Annotated in this window: 21 protein-coding genes; 5 read left to right on the forward strand and 16 right to left on the reverse strand. The window is 64.9% G+C overall.

Going from position 1 to position 17,532, the window contains the following annotated elements:
* Window positions 1–26 precede the first annotated feature (26 nt).
* From GGD61_RS02185 to GGD61_RS02200, 4 genes are all read right to left on the reverse strand, one after another.
* Window positions 27–1,529, reverse strand: a complete 1,503-nt coding sequence (locus GGD61_RS02185; protein ID WP_092259171.1) for a glycosyltransferase family 39 protein — start codon at window positions 1,527–1,529, stop codon at window positions 27–29.
* 6 nt (window positions 1,530–1,535) lie between these two features.
* Window positions 1,536–2,669: a glycosyltransferase family 2 protein gene (locus GGD61_RS02190; protein WP_183229970.1), complete on the reverse strand. Its 1,134-nt coding sequence runs from the start codon at window positions 2,667–2,669 to the stop codon at window positions 1,536–1,538.
* A gap of 272 nt (window positions 2,670–2,941) precedes the next feature.
* The gene (locus GGD61_RS02195; protein WP_092259169.1) at window positions 2,942–3,145 is read right to left on the reverse strand and encodes a hypothetical protein; all 204 of its coding nucleotides are present in this window, start codon (window positions 3,143–3,145) and stop codon (window positions 2,942–2,944) included.
* 139 nt (window positions 3,146–3,284) lie between these two features.
* Window positions 3,285–3,665, reverse strand: coding sequence for a hypothetical protein (locus GGD61_RS02200; protein WP_092259166.1), 381 nt, complete (start codon window positions 3,663–3,665; stop codon window positions 3,285–3,287).
* A 103-nt stretch (window positions 3,666–3,768) separates the two neighbouring features.
* On the opposite strand from GGD61_RS02200, the gene GGD61_RS02205 reads away from it, so the two are divergent.
* The gene (locus GGD61_RS02205; RefSeq protein ID WP_092259163.1) at window positions 3,769–4,605 is read left to right on the forward strand and encodes a DUF72 domain-containing protein; all 837 of its coding nucleotides are present in this window, start codon (window positions 3,769–3,771) and stop codon (window positions 4,603–4,605) included.
* 8 nt (window positions 4,606–4,613) lie between these two features.
* Entirely contained in the window at window positions 4,614–5,075 is a 462-nt protein-coding gene (locus tag GGD61_RS02210; protein WP_092259160.1) for a DUF488 family protein, read from the forward strand.
* 210 nt (window positions 5,076–5,285) lie between these two features.
* On the opposite strand, the gene GGD61_RS02215 is transcribed toward GGD61_RS02210, so the two are convergent.
* The 7 genes from GGD61_RS02215 to GGD61_RS02245 form a co-directional block, all read right to left on the reverse strand.
* Window positions 5,286–6,200, reverse strand: coding sequence for a PhzF family phenazine biosynthesis protein (locus GGD61_RS02215; RefSeq protein ID WP_183229972.1), 915 nt, complete (start codon window positions 6,198–6,200; stop codon window positions 5,286–5,288).
* A 196-nt stretch (window positions 6,201–6,396) separates the two neighbouring features.
* Entirely contained in the window at window positions 6,397–6,612 is a 216-nt protein-coding gene (locus GGD61_RS02220) for a hypothetical protein (RefSeq protein WP_183229974.1), read from the reverse strand.
* A gap of 145 nt (window positions 6,613–6,757) precedes the next feature.
* Window positions 6,758–8,065 (reverse strand): adenylate/guanylate cyclase domain-containing protein, encoded by a 1,308-nt coding sequence (locus GGD61_RS02225; RefSeq protein ID WP_018316513.1) that lies wholly within the window; start codon window positions 8,063–8,065, stop codon window positions 6,758–6,760.
* Window positions 8,066–8,095: 30 nt separating this feature from the next.
* Window positions 8,096–9,259: an ABC transporter permease gene (locus GGD61_RS02230; RefSeq protein ID WP_092259154.1), complete on the reverse strand. Its 1,164-nt coding sequence runs from the start codon at window positions 9,257–9,259 to the stop codon at window positions 8,096–8,098.
* Window positions 9,256–10,188: an ABC transporter ATP-binding protein gene (locus GGD61_RS02235; RefSeq protein ID WP_183229977.1), complete on the reverse strand. Its 933-nt coding sequence runs from the start codon at window positions 10,186–10,188 to the stop codon at window positions 9,256–9,258. Before GGD61_RS02235 ends, GGD61_RS02230 begins: the two co-directional genes overlap by 4 nt.
* Window positions 10,185–10,973 (reverse strand): HlyD family secretion protein, encoded by a 789-nt coding sequence (locus GGD61_RS02240; RefSeq protein ID WP_183229979.1) that lies wholly within the window; start codon window positions 10,971–10,973, stop codon window positions 10,185–10,187. The genes GGD61_RS02235 and GGD61_RS02240 overlap by 4 nt, the downstream gene beginning before the upstream one ends.
* The gene (locus tag GGD61_RS02245; RefSeq protein WP_018316517.1) at window positions 10,970–11,653 is read right to left on the reverse strand and encodes a TetR/AcrR family transcriptional regulator; all 684 of its coding nucleotides are present in this window, start codon (window positions 11,651–11,653) and stop codon (window positions 10,970–10,972) included. Before GGD61_RS02245 ends, GGD61_RS02240 begins: the two co-directional genes overlap by 4 nt.
* 98 nt (window positions 11,654–11,751) lie before the next feature.
* Here GGD61_RS02245 and GGD61_RS02250 point away from each other — a divergent pair, with 98 nt between their 5' ends.
* Genes GGD61_RS02250 through GGD61_RS02260 form a run of 3 tightly spaced genes read left to right on the forward strand, consistent with a single transcriptional unit; the run spans window position 11,752 to window position 12,983 of the window.
* On the forward strand, window positions 11,752–12,087 hold the full coding sequence (locus tag GGD61_RS02250; protein WP_092259151.1) for a helix-turn-helix transcriptional regulator: 336 nt from the start codon (window positions 11,752–11,754) through the stop codon (window positions 12,085–12,087).
* Window positions 12,084–12,557, forward strand: coding sequence for an SRPBCC domain-containing protein (locus GGD61_RS02255; RefSeq protein ID WP_183229981.1), 474 nt, complete (start codon window positions 12,084–12,086; stop codon window positions 12,555–12,557). Before GGD61_RS02250 ends, GGD61_RS02255 begins: the two co-directional genes overlap by 4 nt.
* 12 nt (window positions 12,558–12,569) lie before the next feature.
* Complete coding sequence (locus GGD61_RS02260) at window positions 12,570–12,983, forward strand: GFA family protein (RefSeq protein ID WP_183229983.1); 414 nt, start codon at window positions 12,570–12,572, stop codon at window positions 12,981–12,983.
* A gap of 4 nt (window positions 12,984–12,987) precedes the next feature.
* Here the strand turns inward: GGD61_RS02260 and adhP are convergent, their stop codons facing one another.
* From adhP to GGD61_RS02285, 5 genes are all read right to left on the reverse strand, one after another.
* The gene (adhP, locus tag GGD61_RS02265; protein WP_183229985.1) at window positions 12,988–14,013 is read right to left on the reverse strand and encodes an alcohol dehydrogenase AdhP; all 1,026 of its coding nucleotides are present in this window, start codon (window positions 14,011–14,013) and stop codon (window positions 12,988–12,990) included.
* 138 nt (window positions 14,014–14,151) lie between these two features.
* Complete coding sequence (locus tag GGD61_RS02270; protein ID WP_092259142.1) at window positions 14,152–14,562, reverse strand: DUF2000 family protein; 411 nt, start codon at window positions 14,560–14,562, stop codon at window positions 14,152–14,154.
* Between the two features lie 82 nt (window positions 14,563–14,644).
* Window positions 14,645–15,034, reverse strand: a complete 390-nt coding sequence (locus tag GGD61_RS02275; RefSeq protein WP_183229987.1) for a DUF4189 domain-containing protein — start codon at window positions 15,032–15,034, stop codon at window positions 14,645–14,647.
* Window positions 15,035–15,229: 195 nt separating this feature from the next.
* Entirely contained in the window at window positions 15,230–16,834 is a 1,605-nt protein-coding gene (locus GGD61_RS02280; RefSeq protein WP_183229990.1) for an NTP transferase domain-containing protein, read from the reverse strand.
* Complete coding sequence (locus tag GGD61_RS02285) at window positions 16,831–17,532, reverse strand: XdhC family protein (RefSeq protein WP_183229992.1); 702 nt, start codon at window positions 17,530–17,532, stop codon at window positions 16,831–16,833. The genes GGD61_RS02280 and GGD61_RS02285 overlap by 4 nt, the downstream gene beginning before the upstream one ends.

The raw sequence follows: 17,532 nt of genomic DNA on the forward strand, positions 1-17,532 counted from the left end.
CCCGCGTTCGCGGGGATGACAGACAGCTACCTTGCTTCCGGCGGCGGTGAGCGGTCCAGCACATCGCCCTTGGCGCCCTCCAGCAGATCGACGCTGTAGGTCTCGACCACGAGCGGGCCGCGCTTGCGCTGCAATTGCGCGACCTGAGTCACCTTCGCAAAGAGGTCGTTGAGGACGGGATGACCGTCCGGGCGCAGCTCGTCGACATAGAGCAGCTTGCCCGCCAGCAACTTCGGATCTGGCTCGCCCATGTTGACCCAGCGGATGCGCTGGTTCTGCTGCACCACGCAGGTGCCGCGGGGCAAGTAGAAGGCGAGCCAGCCCGTGGTGCCGTAATCCTGCGCGAGCACGCAGGTCGCGCCATGGCGCGCGCGCACGGCTTCGATTTCGGCAGCGAGCTCGCGCCAGCCGACGCCGACGCTGCGCACGGTGGCATCACGGCGATATCCGGAGAGCCAGCCGGTGTTGGCTTGCACGATGAGCGCGGCAAACATCACGATGCCGACAGGCGCGGCCCAGCGCAGGCAGAAATCCACCAGGCGGCGCTGGCGCGGCTTCCATTGCACGAGGTTGGCGGCAGCGGCCGCGGCGACGACGAAGGGCGGATAGACCGGCGCGAACCAGTTGGCCTCGACGCGGGCGTGCAGCGAATGCCAGACGAAATAGGCGACGATGGTCCAGAACATCGCCTCGATCAGCACGCGCGAGGCCAGCGCGCCGGCCCGGCGCCAGGTCAGCGCGTGTAGACCCATCGCGCCGAGGATGAAGACCAGCGGGGTTGCGAACGCGATCTGGGTCGGGATCAGCTCGGCGATGAAGACGGGTCGGAAGTCCTCGATCTTCGCGCGCCCGAGCTGCTTTGCGAACGAGACCCATTGATGGTCCGCATTCCAGAGGATCACCGGCGAGAACAGCGCCAGCGCAACGAGACCACCGAGATAGGGCCAGGGCGAGAGAAACCAGCGCCTGAGCTTCGGCACGCAAGCGAGCCAGATCAGGATCCCGGCGCCAAAGAACATCGCCGTGTATTTCGACAGCAGCGCGGCACCGACGGCCGCGCCGACCGCGAGCCACCAGACGCCGCGGCCGGTCTCCAGCACTTTTGCGAGGAAGAACAGCACGAAGCTGGATGCGACCAGGAGCGGCGCATCCGGCGTCACGATCAGCGTGCCGACGGAGGCCATCATGGTTACGTTGAGCAGGACAGCGCTGGTCGCCGCGACGCGCTCGCCGCCAAAGAGGATCGCAGCGGAGCGGTAGACCGCATAGCTCATCGGCAGTGCGAGCAGGATCGAGACGAGGCGGACGCCGAGCTCGGTATCGCCGGCGATCATGGTACCGGCGCGGATGACATAGGCGACCATCGGCGGATGGTCGTAATAGCCCCCGGCGAGGTTGATCGACCACATCCAGTAGTAGGCTTCGTCGAAGGTGATCGGCGTGAATGATGCCGCGACGAGCCGCAGGGCCACCAGCGCCAGAATCAGCAGCACGGTATTGCGGACGATCCGCGCGTCAGCCCCGCCCATCGTGGGTTATTTCTTGCGCCAGACGAACAGGCCTGACATCGCGTAGTTCCACACCACGCCCATCAGCGCACCGGCCATGCCGGCCAGCCACCAGATCGGCTCCTGGTCGTAGACCGAGAAGGCAACGCCGACATTGGCGAGCAGGCCGACGCTACACACGATGTAGAAGGCGATCAGGCCGCGCAGCAGCGCAAAACCCCTCAGCCGCTGGTCGCGATAAGTGAGGAAGTTGTTGAGGATGAAATTGCTGGTCATGGCGACGATGGCGCCGGCGGCCTGCGCCTCCGCGAACGGCGCCTTGAACAGCTGAAGCCCGATGAACAGTGTGGTGAGATGCACCACGAGGCCGATGCCGCCGACCATCGCGAACAGGATGAAGCGCAGCGAGACGATGTCGTTGCTCAGCTTGGCCAGCACGAGGCCGAGGAAATCGAGCGCGACCATGGAATCGAGCTTGCTCTCGCCGTGCTGACGGGCGCCGAAAGTGTAGGGAATCTCGACCGCCCGCAAGCCGCCGTGCGCGGTCGCGACGACGTCGAGCAGGATCTTGAAGCCGTGCACGGAGAGCTTCGGCGCGAGCTGCTCGAAACGATCGCGGCGGATCATGAAGAAGCCGCTCATGGGATCGGCAATCTCGACCCGCAGCATCTTCCTGGCGAACTCCGTCGCCAGCGCGCTGGCGCCGGCGCGCTGCTTGTTGAAGCCCTCGCTCTTGTAGCCCTCGATGTAGCGGCTGCCGACCACGAGGTCGGCCTCGTCGCTTGCGAGCAGCAAAAGCATCTTCGGCAGTTGCGTCTCGTCGTGCTGGAGGTCGGCGTCGATCACGGCCACATAGGGCGCGCTGGACGCAAGGATGCCCTCGATGCAGGCGCCCGACAGGCCGCGGCGGCCGATGCGGCGGATACAGCGCACGCGGCTGTCCTGCTGCGCCAGCGCGCGCACGACGTCCCAGGTGCCATCAGGCGAATTGTCGTCGACGAACACGACTTCCCAGGCGACGTTGGCGAGCACCGCCTCCAGCCGCCGGTACAGCACCGTGACATTGTCGCGCTCGTTGAAGGTCGGGACGATGACCGACAGTTCCGGCCCTTCTAGGGCCTGCAGCGGATTTTCGGAGCCCGTTCTGATCACTTCATTCATGACGGCAGCGTATATCCGCCGCGTCCTGCGCTGCCAAGTTCTGCGCTGCCAGGTTCTTATGCTGCGAAGCCGGGGGTGTCCGGGGAAGGGCCCAAAAGGGGCCCCAAAATGCCAACGACCCCGGAACGGCGGGCCGCGCGTACATCCGGCGCGAGCCTAAGCTATTCCAAGGTCGTTCCAACGCCGGAGTTTTTCGCTCAACGGCGCCGTTAAGGGGTAGATAAGAATGACAAGACGGCTTCGCAAGGGCCGAAAACCACGATTTTCGTGCCTTATTGGTTGGGCACTTCCCGGATGATCGGCCCGCGCGGCGCCGGCGCGGCCGGGGCTGCGGGTGCTGCAGCCGGGGCCGGCTCGACTTTCGCCGGTTTGGGCGGCTTGCCGTACTGGCCAATCGGCCCGAACACGACGGCGACTGCAAGCACGATCGCGGCGACGATCACGCCCAAAATGCCCCCTACCGACTCAGACGCCATGGAAACCCACCCCTGTTCCAGATACGCCCCGTGATATCACGGATGCGCGCGGAGCCGGAAGGGCCCCGGGGCGAATGGCGAGGAGCGAATGGAGAAGGCCGCCTCTTCCCCTATTCGCTATTGGCCATTCGCCACTCCCTCATTTCGCCGGCGGCCTCTGCTTGACGAAGGCCGTCACGATGTCCTTCTGCGCGGCCTCCACCGCCCTGTTCGCGGTCGCGAGATGGGCGCCGGCATCGATGTTCGGATATTGCGTGGTGAGATAGTCGAGCAGCGCCACCCGGTAATATTGCCGCTCCGACGGGCAGGCACCCGCGACCGAGCGGCCAAAATCCTGTTCCGTCATTCCCCGATTGCTATCGCGCGAATATTCCCGCGCCAGGCAATGCCAGTAATCGTCGCGGCCCTGCATGGCGAGCTTCTGCGCGCCCTTCGCATCGTCGTCATCCGCCATGACCGGAGATATCATGGCAGCAGATGTCATCATGACGAGCGCCGCTCCCACCATCAGCATCCGCATCTTTTTCTCCTTTTTCGCAGATCCTGCCGCGACCTTAGACGGGACGCAGCAACTGGCCAATCACAACTGGTTTGACTAGGATGACGGCATCCCCTCCACGTCGATGCGAGATCCTTCCGTGGCCAAAGCAAAAACTGCGTCCAAAAAGTCAGGCAACATCTTCATCGGCATCGGCGGCTGGACCTTCGAGCCGTGGCGCGGCGAGTTCTATCCGGAGAAGCTGACGCAGGCGAAGGAACTGTCCTACGCCGCCTCGAAGCTGACTTCGATCGAGATCAACGGCACTTATTACGGCTCACAGAAGCCGGAGAGCTTTCGCAAATGGGCGAGCGAGGTGCCCGACGGTTTCGTGTTCTCAGTAAAGGGACCGCGATTCGCCACCAACCGCCGGGTGCTGGCGGAAGCCGGCGATTCCATCAAGCGGTTCTATGATTCCGGCGTGCTGGAACTCGGTGACCGTCTCGGGCCGGTGTTGTGGCAGTTCGCGCCGACGAAGAAATTCGACGGCGCCGATTTCGGCAAGTTCCTCGAACTGTTGCCGCGCAAGCTGGAGGGACGCGCGCTGCGCCACGTCGTCGAGGTCCGACACGACAGTTTCTGCGCGCCGGACTTCGTGGCGCTGATCCGCGAGTTCGAGACGCCCGTCGTGTTCGCCGAGCACGGCAAATATCCAGCGATTGCCGACGTCGCCGGCGATTTCGTCTATGCCCGGTTGCAGAAAGGCAATGACGAGATCAAGACCTGCTACCCGCCGAAGCAGCTCGACGCCTGGGCCGAGCGCCTTCAAGCCTGGGCTTCGGGCGGTGAACCGGACGACCTGCCCAAAGTGGACAAGGCCAAGCCGAAAAAGGAGCCGCGCGACGTGTTCGCCTACGTCATCCACGAGGGCAAGGTGCGCGCACCCGCCGGTGCCATGGAGCTGATCGCAAGGGTGAGCTGAGGTGATCCATGGCAAAGGCGAAGAAGCTGTTCACCATCGGCTATGAGCAGACGCCGCCCAAGGCGGTGCTGGATGAGCTGGTAGAGGCCGGCGTCAAGCTCGTGGTCGACGTGCGCGCGGTGACGTCGTCGCGCCGGCCTGGCTTTTCCAAGAAGCAGCTTGCCGCGGGTCTCGACGAGCGCGGCATCGCCTATGTCCACCTCGCCGCGCTCGGCACGCCGAAGGAGGGCCGCCTCGCCGCACGCAGCGGTCAGTACGACGTGCTCGAGAGGATTTTCTCAAAGCACCTAAAGGCGCCCGAGGCCAAGGAGGCGATGGACGAGCTCTCGGCGCTGGTGACGAAGGCCGGCCCGGTGTGCCTGCTCTGCTACGAGCGCGACCACACCCACTGCCACCGCCAGATGATCGCGGAGATCATCGAGGAACGCGATGGGGTTGCGGTGACGAATCTGGCGGGGCGGCAGGTCTGATCGTCGTGGGCGCCGGTGTCAGCCGTAGCCGTCATCCTGAGCTGGCCGCTCCTTCAGCGGCCCTCCGAGGACGACGGCGTGCCCCGAGGCTGCACCTCGGCCGTGCATCCTTCGAGGCTCGCAAAAGCTCGCACCTCAGAGCCTGGCTCAAAACTTTTCGGTCAGGCTCTCGGGACGACGGTGGGACCCAGCACGAGCTTGGAATGACGCCTAGCCCTCCCCCGCCAGCTTGAACGTCCCCTCCATCATCTGCACACAGCTGCCGCCGACATGGGCGGAGACGATCCTGCCGTCCTGCTTGCGCACGCGCGTCGAGAGGATGCTCGGCCGGCCCATGTCAAAACCCTGGCCGACCGTGAGCTTGAGCTCGCCATCGCGCATCGGATCGAGATCAGCGAACAGTGCGGCCGCGGCAACCGTGGCGCTACCGGTGGCGGGGTCCTCGACGAGACCGCTGGCGCCGCGCATGAACATTCGCGCCTGGCGCTCGCAAGGCGCCTCCGCCGCGGGTACGTCGCGCGTATAGAACCACACCGAGCGGGCGCCATCGCGCGGCAAGAGCTTGCCGTAGGCTGCCGCATCCGGCCGGGCGCGCTTCAGCGCCTCGCGCGAATGCAGCTCTATCACCAGAAACGCGTTTCCGACGGTGACGATCTCAGGCTCGTGATTGTCGGTCTTGATGTCGTCTGCAACGAGCGAGATGCAGCTTGCGGCTTCGGCAGCTGGCAGCCGCAAGAGCCGCTCCAGCGGCTGCGGCGCGGTGAGCTCGGTTCGGATCACCCGGCCCTGCTCTGTCACGATGTCGACCGGCACGAGCCCGGCCTTCTCCTCGAACAGCAGACGTGGCTTCGGCTCCTTCGCCATCGAGGCGAGCACGAAGGCGGTGCCGACGTTGGGATGGCCCGCGAAGGCAATCTCCTGCACCGGCGTGAAGATGCGCACCTCCGCGTCGTTGGCCTTGTCGCGCGGCGGCAGCACAAAGGTGGTCTCGGAATAGTTGAACTCGGTCGCGATCGTCTGCATCTGAGCGGTCGTGAGCCCGCCGGCATCGAGCACCACGGCGAGCTGGTTGCCGCCGAAGGCGCGGTCGGTGAACACGTCGACGGTGACGTAGCGGCGCTGCATCTTCGATCCCTCATGCAAGTCGCGACCGCAACGGGCCGCATCGCGCGGCAGTCTATAGGCCGGCGACATCGCTCGTCATGCCCCAAAATTCGGAGCAATCGGAGCAATCGCGATGACGTGTTGGAAGAAGAAGCCGCAGGCATTTGCGACGCCGGGCCGGCAAACTTTAACCAACCCGGCGTTGTTTGCGCGATTGTCAGTAAGCGTATGAGGTGCCCGTGTTCGGCAGGCAGGGCGGCTGCGTGTAGGGCGCAGAGGCATACGCGCCCTCTGCCGGCGCCCTGACGCAGGAGTCGGACACCGCCTGAGTCACAGCAGCGCGCGGCGGGGCAGCGTGGCGCATCGTCGCGGCCTGAGCCTGGGTAGCGGCTGCGGCGATCAGGGCGGCGGCAACAAGGGTCAATCGGGTCATTGGCTTTCTCCGGGTGAGAAGTGAATGCCGAGGCGTCTCGGCTTCCACAATGCAAGACCCGAAAACTAGCAGGGATATTTCATCACGCGCGTTCAAGGCAGCGCGACTCCGCTTCAACCAAACGCGACTCGCGCTTGAAGAGCCGTTACCCCAATTGAAACACCGCGACCTTCCGCTCATAGCCGCGCACTTCGACCTCGCCGAGCGCAACAGCATCGTCACCATCGTTGCCGAGCGCCTCGCGCACGGTCTCCGAAATCAGGAGCTGCGAGCCGAACTCTTTGTTCAAAGCCTCCAGGCGCGAGGCGAAGTTCACGGTGTCGCCGATGACGGTGTATTCCTTGCGCCGGGGCGAGCCGATATTGCCGGCGACGACCTCGCCGAAATGGATGCCGATGCCGATGCGCAGCGGCCAGCTCGTCTGTGCGTTGATGTGGTCCATCGCACTCAGCATCTCGCGGCCCGCGGCAACCGCGCGATGCGCGGCGTCGGAGGCTTCCAGCGGCGCGCCGAACAACGCGAGAAAGCCATCGCCGAGAAACTTGTTCACGATGCCGCCGTGGCGATCGAGGATGTCGACCAGCACCGCAAAGGCGCCGTCGAGCCGGTCGACCACCTCCTGTGGCGTGCGCGACTGCGCGCCCGCCGTGAAGCCGCGGAAATCGACGAACATCACCGCGACGCGGCGGAGATCCCCGCCACCGCTGGTTCCCGCCGCCATCAGCCGCTCCACCACCTGTGGAGAGACGTGCTGGCCGAACAGGTTCGTCACCCGGTCACGCGCGGTCGCAGCCGCGATGCTCGCGGCGAACTGGCGGCGCAGCTGAGCGCCGACCGCGCCCGCCAGCGCGCCACAGATCAGGATGACGATGCTGCGCACAGCGTGGAAATAGATCAGGGGTTCGCCGGCCTCGTCGGCCGCGTTGTAGAGCAGCGCGACGGACAGAAGCCCGGCTGCGGCGACGAAGCCTGTAAACGCAGAGAGCCAGAAGTCGAGCCGCAAGGTCGAGAGGATGACGAAAATGAAGTACATCAGCGGCACGGCGAAACCGAGAGCCTGGCTCGCGCCCATGGTCCGGGTTTGCAGGATCAGGATCACCGTGGGCAGCGACGTCTCGATCAGCGTGCCGATATAGCGCCGGATCACCGGCAGGTCGCGATCGAGCCGGAGATTCTTCCTGATCTGGGTGTGGACCCAAACCTCGAACAGGATGAAGCCGCCGAGCAGGCCGTAGACCTCGACAAGCCCTTCCGTTCCGCGCCAAACCCGGTTCACCACACTGGGGTCGATCAAATAGATCGCGGTGAGCAGCACCATCATGACGCAGCCTGTCATGATCAGCGCCCGCACCCGGAGCAGCTCGGTGCGCAGCACTTCGCGTGTCAGCTCGCGCTCGAAATCCTCCGATAGCACGGCGTGCTGCCGTGTCCTCCTGCTGGCAAATCTGACCATTCCCGCCCCTCGATTCCGGGGCATTGTGCCTCAATCCAGCGTGCGGCGGAAGCGCGTCACGGCGATGGTCATGGCAAGCGCCATCAGGATCGCCAGCGCCAGGGCGTCGAAATGCAGATTCTGCATGGTCGCGCCCTTCAGCATGATGGCGCGGACGATGCGAAGGTAATGCGTCAGGGGCAGGCATTCGCCGAGATATTGCGCCCAGGTCGGCATCCCCGCGAAGGGAAACATGAATCCGGACAGCAGAATGCTTGGCAGGAAGAACATCATCGACATCTGCATGGCCTGGAGCTGGTTCTGCACCACCGTCGAGATGGTGTAGCCGATCGACAGGTTGGTGGTGATGAACAGCGTCGAGAGCAGCGCCAGCAGGAACAGATTGCCGAGCACGGGGACGCCGAACAGACCGACGCCGATCCCGATGATGAGGAATGCCTGCACGAAGCCGACCAGCACGTAAGGCACGATCTTGCCGAACATCACCTCGACCGGCTTGATCGGCATCGACAGCAGGCTCTCCATGGTGCCGCGCTCGACCTCGCGCGTGACCGACAGCGCGGTAAAGATCAGCATGGTCATGGTGAGGATGGTGCCGACCAGGCCCGGCACGATGTTGAGGCTGGAGGCCGCGGCCGGATTATAGCGGGCATGCGCACGGATCTCGAACGGCATCTCCGGGGGATCGCCGATGTAGAGATCGTGCTTGAGCGCGGTCTGCACGATCATGCCGAGCGAGCCGATCGCCGAGCTCGCCGCCACCGGATCGGTCGCATCGGCCGCGACCAGCAGCGCCGGCCTGTCGCCACGCCGTACCGCCCGCTCGAAGCCGCGCGGGATCTCGACACCGAACAGCACCTTGCCGGATTTCAGGAGGTTGTCGAAATCGTCGACGTCGTGCACCTCATAGAGGAAGCGGAAATAGGCAGTGTTCTCCAGCGCCTTCAGGATCGAGCGGGCGAGATCGGAATCCTCCTGGAGCAGCACCGCGCTCGGCAGATGGCGCGGCGTGGTGTTGATGGCATAGCCGAACAGCATGAGCTGCATCACCGGCAGCATCACGATCATCGCGAACGAGACGCGGTCGCGCCTCAGCTGAATGAACTCCTTGATCAGCATCGCATAGGAGCGCCGCAGGAAGCCGAAGCGCTCGCGGGTCTCGTGGCCTGGGGCCGGACGATCGACAGCACTCATTGGAAATTGTCCTTGGAGCGCCCCATCAGCTCGATGAATACGTCTTCCAGCGACGGCGACGATTTGTGCCAGTGCAAGCCATCTCTTTCGCGCCATGGCGCGACGCTGGCTTCGAGCGCGGCGACGTCGCGCCCCGACACGTGCAGCGAGGTGCCGAACGGCGCCACCATGTCGATCCCGGCCTTGCCGGTGAGCTCGGCCGCGAGCCCGTTGAGGTCCTCGCCCGTTACGGTGTAAGTCGTCAGCGCGGATTTCGCGATCACCTCCTCCACCGTGCCCTGGGTCAGCAGATGGCCGTATGCGATGTAGGCGATCTCGTGACAGCGCTCGGCCTCGTCCATGTAGTGGGTCGAGACCAGGACGGTGAGGCCCTCGGCGGCCAGCGCGTGGATCTCGTTCCAGAAGTCGCGCCGCGCCTTGGGATCGACGCCGGCGGTGGGCTCGTCCAGCAGCAGCAATTGCGGATTGGGCAGCGTGCAGGCCCCCAGCGCTAAGCGCTGCTTCCAGCCGCCCGAGAGTTCGCCCGCAAGCTGCTCCTCGCGTCCCGAGAGCCCGAGCCGCTTGATCATGTCGCGCGCGGCGCCGCGCGCATCCGCCAAGCCATAGAGCCGCGCCACGAATTCGAGATTCTCGCGCACGGAGAGATCCTGATAAAGGCTGAAGCGCTGGGTCATGTAGCCGACCTGGCGCTTGATCTTTTCGGCATCGCGGCGGATGTCGTAGCCGAGACAGGTGCCCTCGCCGCTATCGGGGGTAAGGAGGCCGCAGAGGATACGGATGGTCGTGGTCTTGCCCGAGCCGTTGGGCCCGAGGAAGCCGTAGATCGAGCCGCGCTTCACCTGCATCGACAGATCGTGCACGACCTCGCGGCCGCCAAACGATTTGGTCAGGCCCTTGACGTCGATCGCGATGCCGTTGCCACCGTTCATCGCTTGTCCGCCACCGGGGTCTTGGGATTGAGATAGACGTCGATCGGCTGTCCGACCCGCAGCGCGTCGGGGCGCGACGGCCGCGCCTGGATCAGATAGACCAGCTTGTTGCGCTCATCGAGGCTGTAGATGACAGGCGGGGTGTATTCGGCCGAGGTCGCAATAAAGTAGATCTTTGCGGTGAGGTCGGCCGCGCAATTGTCGCACGAGATGCGCACCGTGTCGCCGATCGCGAGCTTCGGCAACTCGGTCTCCGGCACGAAGAAGCGCAGCTTCATGTTACCGGGCGGCATGATCGATAGCACCGGCCGCTGCGCCGCCACCATCTCGCCCTCGCGGAAATAGATCTGCTGGATGGTGCCGGCAACCGGCGTAAAGCCCTTGCGACGCGCCATCCGTGTTTCCGAGGTCGCCACCCGCGCCTCCGCGACGCGCAAGGCGGACACGGCGGAATCGAGATTGGCCTGCGTGCCCGAACCGGTCTTGTTCAACGAGGCCGCACGATCATAGGTCTGCTGCGCGTTCGCGAGCGTCGCCTTCTGCTGGTTGAGGTCGGCAAGCTGGAGATCGTCATCGACGGAATAGAGGTGATCGCCGACCTTGACCTCGTCGCCTTCGCGGACGTTCAGCTTGGTGACCCGCCCGGCTTCGTCGGGGCTGACGAAGATCATGTCGGCCTCGACCCAGCCCTGGAAACCGGGATCGCGCTTTTCCTGGCAGCCGGCGAGCGAGGCTGCGAGCGCCATCACCAATGCAATGCTGAAAATTGTTTGCGACGACCTCATGTCGTCCTCCGTTCGCCAAAAATCAAATCGAGATGAACGCGCAGCATGTCCTGCGCATCGAGCGGCGCGTGCCGCGCAAACAGGCTCTGCCAGATCACCGCGATCATTGCGGGCGCGACCAGGATCTGCGGATAGCGCGCGAGGTCCTTCTCGCGGATCTCGCCCCGGGCGATGCCGAGCTCGATCAGGGCGCGCATGGCGGCGATCCCGCGCGAGACAACCTCACGGTAGTAGAAGTCGGCGACGGCCGGAAAGCGCGGCCCCTCCGCCACGATCAGCCGCACCAGATCGCCACGCCTGGTGCCGATGACCTCTTTCAGGAAATTGCTGGCAAACGCCTCGATGAGGTCGCGCACCGAGCCAGTCGGCGGCGGCAGCGCGGTCAGCCGAGCCACGACAGGAACGATCACGATGCGCACCAGCTCCTCGAACATTGATTCCTTGTCCTTGAAGTGCAGGTAGATCGTGCCCTTGGCGACGCCGGCGCGTTTGGCAATGTCGTCGAGTCGCGTTGCGGCGAAACCGCGGGCGATGAACTCCTCCATCGCGGCCTCCACGATCGCCGCGCGCCGCTCCTGCGCGCGCGCAGCGCGATTCGATGCAGGCACCTCTCCGCGGGCTGACGCAGGCTCTGCGCTCAGGGCCGACTTGTTGGCGAGCTTGGTCGACTTCTTCATCATCAGATATATATGACTGACCAGTCAGTCAAAGTCAATACCGCGATAGAAGCAGAAGAATTAGTATTGACTAATGAATTAGCCCCGGCTAATTGGATGTCATGATCGAAACTGCTCCAAACCCCGTCACCACCGTGATGCGTGCCCTCGCCGACCCGACACGGCGTGCGGTGTTCGAGCGCGTGTTCGAGAGCAAGGAGATCAGCGTCGCCGAACTGACGCGCGGCAGCGGCGTGACCCAGGGCGCGATCTCGCAGCACCTGAAGTCCCTGAAGCAGGCCGGCCTCGTCGCCGAGCGCGCCGAAGGCCGCAACGTCTATTACCGCGCCGCACCGCAAGGGCTCGAACCGCTGGTCACCTGGATGGACCATTACGGCGTGTTCTGGCGCGAGCGCTTCCAGAACCTGCGTGACCTCTTGAAGGAGATCGATCCGTGAGTGCTGCTTCCAAAGCTCAAGCCCAACACCAGACCAAAGACATCGTCATCGACGAGGTCTTCCCTCACGCCGTCGCGACGATCTGGAAGGCGCTGACCAGCGCACAGTTGATTGCGCGCTGGCTGATGCCGCCGACCGGTTTCGAGGCCGTCGAAGGCAACACCTTCACGTTCAAGACCAACCCGGCCGGCGCGTGGGATGGCACGATCCATTGCCGCGTTCTGGAGGTCGTGCCGAACCAACGCTTCGCCTTTGCCTGGAAGGGTGGCGACGAGGGTAACACCGGTTACGGCTCGGCGCTCGACACCGTCGTCACCTGGTCCCTCACGCCGGTCGAAGCCGGGACGCGGGTGCGCGTGGTGCATTCGGGCTTCGTGACGCCGACGAACGACACCGCTTATCGCAACATGAGCGACGGCTGGGTCAAGGTGCTGCAGCGGCTCGATGCCATCTCCGGCGAAGACAAGTAAGGAAGCATCGCTATGGACAAGCCCTACACCGGCGGCTGTGCCTGCGGCGCGATCCGCTATTCGATTGTCGGCGAGCCCCTGTTCAGCAATCACTGCCAGTGCCGGGACTGCCAGCGCGAAAGCGGCAGTGCGCATGGCTCATACGCGACGTTCGCGCGAGCCGGCGTGACGCTAACCGGCGAGGCGAAGCATTGGGACATGGTCGCCGACAGCGGCAATGTGAAGACGCGCGGCTTCTGCACGCAATGCGGCGTGCCTGTGTACATGACCTTCGCGGCACAGCCCGACGTCTTCACCATCCGCGCTACGAGCCTCGACGAGCCTGCCCGCTACAAGCCGCAGGCGGTCACTTTCGCCGCGCGCGGCCATGACTGGGATCGCCTCGATCCCAGCCTGATCAAATTCGAGGGCATGCCGACTGGATGAGGCGCTAGCCGAAATCCAGCACCATGCGGCCGTCGATCTTGCCGGCCTTCATCCGCTCGAAGACGTCGTTGATTTGCGCCAGGGGCACCTTCGTCACTTCGGCCTTCACCTTGCCGTCCGCAGCGAATGCGACGGCTTCGTCGAGATCGCGCCGCGTGCCGACGATGGAGCCGCGCACCGTGATGCGCTTGAGGACGACGTCGAAGATCGGCGTCGGGAATTCGCCCGGCGGCAGGCCGACGAGGCTGACGGTGCCCTTCCGGCGCACCATCTTCAGCGCCTGAGCGAACGCGGCGGTCGAGACCGCCGTCACCAGCACGCCGTGAGCCCCGCCGCCGGTTGCCGCCAAGACCTGATCCAGGGCGCCGCTCGCGAGCGCGTTGACTGCGAGATCGGCACCGGTTTCGAGCGCCAGCTCCAGCTTGTCCTCGGCGATGTCGACGGCGACGACCTTGAGCCCCATCGCCTTGGCGTACTGGATCGCGACATGGCCGAGCCCGCCGACGCCTGAGATCACCACCCACTCGCCGGGCCTGGCCTCCGTCTCCTTCAATCCCTTGTAGGTGGTAACGCCAGCGCAAAGGATCGGCGCGATGGCGGCGAAATCGACCGTCGCCGGCAGCTTTGCGGCGAAGGCGGCCGAGGCAATGACATATTCGGCGAAGCCGCCGTTGACGCTGTAGCCGGTATTGTGCTGGTGCTCGCACAGGGTCTCCCAGCCGGTCTCGCAATATTCGCAGGACATGCAGGCATCGTGCAGCCAGGCGACGCCGACGGCATCCCCCACTTTCAAATTCTTCACACCGGGCCCGAGTGCAGCGACGGTGCCGGCAGCCTCGTGGCCGGGAATGAACGGAGGAACCGGCTTCACCGGCCAATCACCCGAGGCTGCGTGCAGATCGGTGTGACAGACGCCGCAGGCCTTCACCTTGATCAGAATCTCGCCGGGACCGGGCTGCGGCACCGGCACGTCCTCGATCACGAGCGGCTTGCCGAATTGCTTGACGATTGCGGCTTTCATGGTCGGCATCTGCTGCTCCTCTGCGCTTTGCGAAGCAGAATAGCGATGCCGTCCGGTGCTCCTTTGACGGGGGTCAAACAGCACAAAGTTTGCGCAAGCCGTCCCTCATCATGGCACCACCAAGACGCCGCGGGGAATGTCGACGTGTCAGCTATGGAACTTGAGGCCGTCGAGGATCTTGTCGATCACCTTGCGCTCGGCGCGCATGGCGATGCCGACGAGATTGAGATCGTTGCGCGCGACCACCCTCACCGCCTCACGGTTGGCGGCATCGTGCGTGGTGCTGAACATGTCCTCGGTATAGACCGCCGGCTTGACGTTGCGCGTGAGCGCACGGTCCAGCGCGCGCGACAACGCCGGACCATCGGCGCCATAGATCAGGATCGGCTGACCGATCAGCGCATGATATTTCGTGCCCGAGGCGTCCTCATAGGCTTCGCCGATGCATTCGGGAAAGGCCGCAGCGATGCCGCTGGTGAGGAAGGACGCAACGTTGAGCTTCTGCCAGGCCTGAAGATCGGTGCGGATCACGACCGCGATCTTGGTGTCGAATTGCATGTGGTTCCTTCGATTGTCATTCCGGGCTCGATGCTACGCATCGCCCCGGAATGACAGCAAGAGGAATCAGCGCTCGACGAAATCAACCCTTGGCATCGCAGGCCCAGGCGCGGATCACGCATTCCTTGCCGCCGTATTTGTAGCATTCGCGCGTGGCGGCGTTGAGCGAGGCCGAAATCTTCGGCTTGACGGCATAGCCAAAAGCGCCGCAGGGGTTGGTCATATCGACCGACATCGCGGCGCAGACGCGCTTCATCGTCACCGTCGTGCAATCGCCCTTGCACTGCTTCTGCGCCGCGGCACGCGCCTCGTGCTCCTGGCCGTAATCAAAGGCCTGGCCATAAGCGCCGCATTTGCCGACTGCAATCGCGCCGGCGGCATGGGCTTCGGTGATGTAGCGGGCGCCCGTGACGGCAACTGACAAGACAAAGCAAAACATCGCGCAACGGCGCGCGACGACGTTCGAAGCCATGGAAAATCCCCTCCCCCCAAGGCAGGTGGAGGCAACTCTAAGCGCCGGTCGTTTCCAGATGGTGAACGGGTGGTTGAAATCGAAGAGTTGAGAGGTCCCGTAGGGCGGATTAGCGAAGCGTAATCCGCCTCAATTGTTTGCGCGGGGAAACACAGTGGCGGATTACGCCTTCGGCTAATCCGCCCTACGGCACCTTCATCCCCGTCTTGCCGCTTCAAGCGCCTGCGGCGTGTCGATGTCGAGGAAGGCGCTCTCGCCGTCCACCGGCACCTCGGCAACCGCCTCCGTGTGCTTGGCGATCAGGTGGCGCGCGCCGACGTCGCCATCGAGCGTCATCAGCTCCTTGAAGAAGCGGCGCGACCACAGCACGGGATTGCCGCGGCGGCCCTCGCTGACGGGCACGACGATGAGATTGCCACGGTCGGGCGCAAAGCCGTCGATGAGACGGTCGATCAGGCCGGCATCGATCAGCGGCATGTCGCCCAGACACACCACGGCGCCGTCGCACGTTTCGGGGACGGCAGCGATGCCGGCCTTGACCGAGCTGGCGATCCCGCCGGCAAAATCCGGATTCCTGACGAACCGCACTTTCAGGCCCTGCAGCGCCTGCTCGACCAGCTCGGTCTGGTGGCCGGTGACCACGATCACCTCGGATGCCTTGGAGGCCAGCGCCTGCTCGGTCGCGATTCGCACCAGCTTCTTGCCGTCGAGTTCGGCGAGAAGCTTGTTTGGCCCGCCCATTCGGGTCGAACGGCCCGCAGCGAGCACGATGGCGGCGACTTGGCTGTTGCCCTCGGGCTCGGGCTGCGCGCGCGGCTGCGGCCGCGTCACGATCTCCATCAGGAGGCCCCCGACGCCCATGCCCATGAGTTCGGACCGCGTCACCTTGATGCCGGCGAGAAGCCGCATCAAGACCCAATCAAAACCGTTCTCGACCGGCGAGCGCGCACAGCCCGGTGCGCCCAGCACCGGAACGTCGCCGGCCCGCGCGATCAGCAAGAGATTGCCGGGATCGACCGGCATGCCGAAATGCTCGATCTCGCCGCCGATCCTGGTGACCGCCGCCGGAATCACGTCGCGGCGATCGGCGATCGCGGAGGCCCCGAACACGATGACGAGCTCGGCACCGAGGCCGAGCAACTCCTTGATCGCGGCTGACAGGGCAGCTTCGTCGTGCTGGACCCGCCGCTCGGCGATGATGCTGGCCCCCGCGGGCGCGAGCCGCTCGGCCGTGACGCGCAGCGTCTTGTCGATCACCTTGGATGAGAGGCCCGGCAGCAGCGTCGAGACCACGCCGACGCGCTGGATCACGTAAGGCGCGATCTTCAGCACGTCCTTGCCTGCGGCCTTCACCGCGGCATCGCGCAAACTTCCTTCGACGCCGAACGGGATGATCTTGACCGTGCCGACCATCTCGCCCTCGACCACCGGCTTGTAGGCGGTGAGCGTCGCAAAGGTGATGGCCTCGTCGATGTTGTTGATGCGGTCGACCGCGGCGCGGTCGATCACCAGAACGCCCGGACGTGCGGCGAACAGATTGGCGCGGCCGGTGAAGGCGCGTTCGACATGAATGCCCTCGCCGCCGACGGCCAGCGCGATGCCGGCGGCCGCAACGTCCTCGGAGACGTCGCCCGCCTCCATGCGCACCACGACGATGTCCTTGATGCCGGCCCGCGTGAGCTGCTCGACCTCGGCAGGCCCGATCGTCGTGCCCTTCTTCAGCACCAGCGGTCCCTGGCGCAGGGTGTGGACAGTCACCCCGCCGATGGCATCCTCAGGGCTCGCCGGGCCGAACTTCATGCCGCTTCTTCTTTTTCCTTGGGAGGCAGGCGGAGCACCGCCGTGATCTCCGCCATGATCGACACCGCGATCTCGGACGGGGAGACCGCGCCGATCGCAAGGCCAATAGGCGCGTGAATGCGCGCGATGTCGCTTTCCTTAGCGCCCTGCGCCCGCAGCCGGTCGCCGCGCTTGGCGTGCGTCTTCCGCGAGCCGAGCGCGCCGATATAGAAGCAGCCGCGCTCGAAGGCGTGCAGCAGCGCCGGGTCGTCGATCTTGGGATCGTGCGTCACCGCGACGAAGGCGGTGTAGGCATCGACATTGAGCGACGGCAGAGCCGTGTCCGGCCATTCGGCCACCAGCGGAACGTCGGGAAAGCGCTCGGGGCTGGCGAACGCCGTTCGCGGATCCACGACGGTCACGTCGTAGCCGAGCGAGCGCGCCAGCGGCGCCAAGGCCTGGCTGATATGGACCGCGCCGACGATGACGAGTTTTGCTGTCGGGGCGTAGACGTTGAGGAACAGCTTTTTGCCGCCGGCCTCGACATTGGCGCTCTTGCCCATGCGGAGTTGCTTGTCGAGTTCGGCGCGTAACGGATCTTTTGCAAAATCCTTCGCCTTCACCAGGCGCTGCTCGCCGCTCTCGGTGTCGGTCACCAGGATCACCGGCCGGCGCGCGGCCCGCTCGGCATTGAGTTCATGCAGGATATCGAGCTTCAC

Source organism: Bradyrhizobium sp. SBR1B (assembly GCF_014198205.1).
Taxonomy (GTDB): Bacteria; Pseudomonadota; Alphaproteobacteria; order Rhizobiales; family Xanthobacteraceae; genus Bradyrhizobium.

Coding starts and splice junctions, on each gene's coding strand:
- GGD61_RS02220 (WP_183229974.1), bottom strand. CDS start 6,612: ATGACCCGATTGACCCTTGTTGCCGCCGCCCTGATCGCCGCAGCCGCT.
- GGD61_RS02230 (WP_092259154.1), bottom strand. CDS start 9,259: ATGAGTGCTGTCGATCGTCCGGCCCCAGGCCACGAGACCCGCGAGCGC.
- GGD61_RS02210 (WP_092259160.1), top strand. CDS start 4,614: ATGGCAAAGGCGAAGAAGCTGTTCACCATCGGCTATGAGCAGACGCCG.
- GGD61_RS02260 (WP_183229983.1), top strand. CDS start 12,570: ATGGACAAGCCCTACACCGGCGGCTGTGCCTGCGGCGCGATCCGCTAT.
- GGD61_RS02235 (WP_183229977.1), bottom strand. CDS start 10,188: ATGAACGGTGGCAACGGCATCGCGATCGACGTCAAGGGCCTGACCAAA.
- GGD61_RS02250 (WP_092259151.1), top strand. CDS start 11,752: ATGATCGAAACTGCTCCAAACCCCGTCACCACCGTGATGCGTGCCCTC.
- GGD61_RS02185 (WP_092259171.1), bottom strand. CDS start 1,529: ATGGGCGGGGCTGACGCGCGGATCGTCCGCAATACCGTGCTGCTGATT.
- GGD61_RS02200 (WP_092259166.1), bottom strand. CDS start 3,665: ATGCGGATGCTGATGGTGGGAGCGGCGCTCGTCATGATGACATCTGCT.
- GGD61_RS02275 (WP_183229987.1), bottom strand. CDS start 15,034: ATGGCTTCGAACGTCGTCGCGCGCCGTTGCGCGATGTTTTGCTTTGTC.
- GGD61_RS02240 (WP_183229979.1), bottom strand. CDS start 10,973: ATGAGGTCGTCGCAAACAATTTTCAGCATTGCATTGGTGATGGCGCTC.
- GGD61_RS02225 (WP_018316513.1), bottom strand. CDS start 8,065: ATGGTCAGATTTGCCAGCAGGAGGACACGGCAGCACGCCGTGCTATCG.
- GGD61_RS02245 (WP_018316517.1), bottom strand. CDS start 11,653: ATGATGAAGAAGTCGACCAAGCTCGCCAACAAGTCGGCCCTGAGCGCA.
- GGD61_RS02195 (WP_092259169.1), bottom strand. CDS start 3,145: ATGGCGTCTGAGTCGGTAGGGGGCATTTTGGGCGTGATCGTCGCCGCG.
- GGD61_RS02270 (WP_092259142.1), bottom strand. CDS start 14,562: ATGCAATTCGACACCAAGATCGCGGTCGTGATCCGCACCGATCTTCAG.
- GGD61_RS02190 (WP_183229970.1), bottom strand. CDS start 2,669: ATGAATGAAGTGATCAGAACGGGCTCCGAAAATCCGCTGCAGGCCCTA.
- adhP (WP_183229985.1), bottom strand. CDS start 14,013: ATGCCGACCATGAAAGCCGCAATCGTCAAGCAATTCGGCAAGCCGCTC.
- GGD61_RS02205 (WP_092259163.1), top strand. CDS start 3,769: ATGCGAGATCCTTCCGTGGCCAAAGCAAAAACTGCGTCCAAAAAGTCA.
- GGD61_RS02215 (WP_183229972.1), bottom strand. CDS start 6,200: ATGCAGCGCCGCTACGTCACCGTCGACGTGTTCACCGACCGCGCCTTC.
- GGD61_RS02280 (WP_183229990.1), bottom strand. CDS start 16,834: ATGAAGTTCGGCCCGGCGAGCCCTGAGGATGCCATCGGCGGGGTGACT.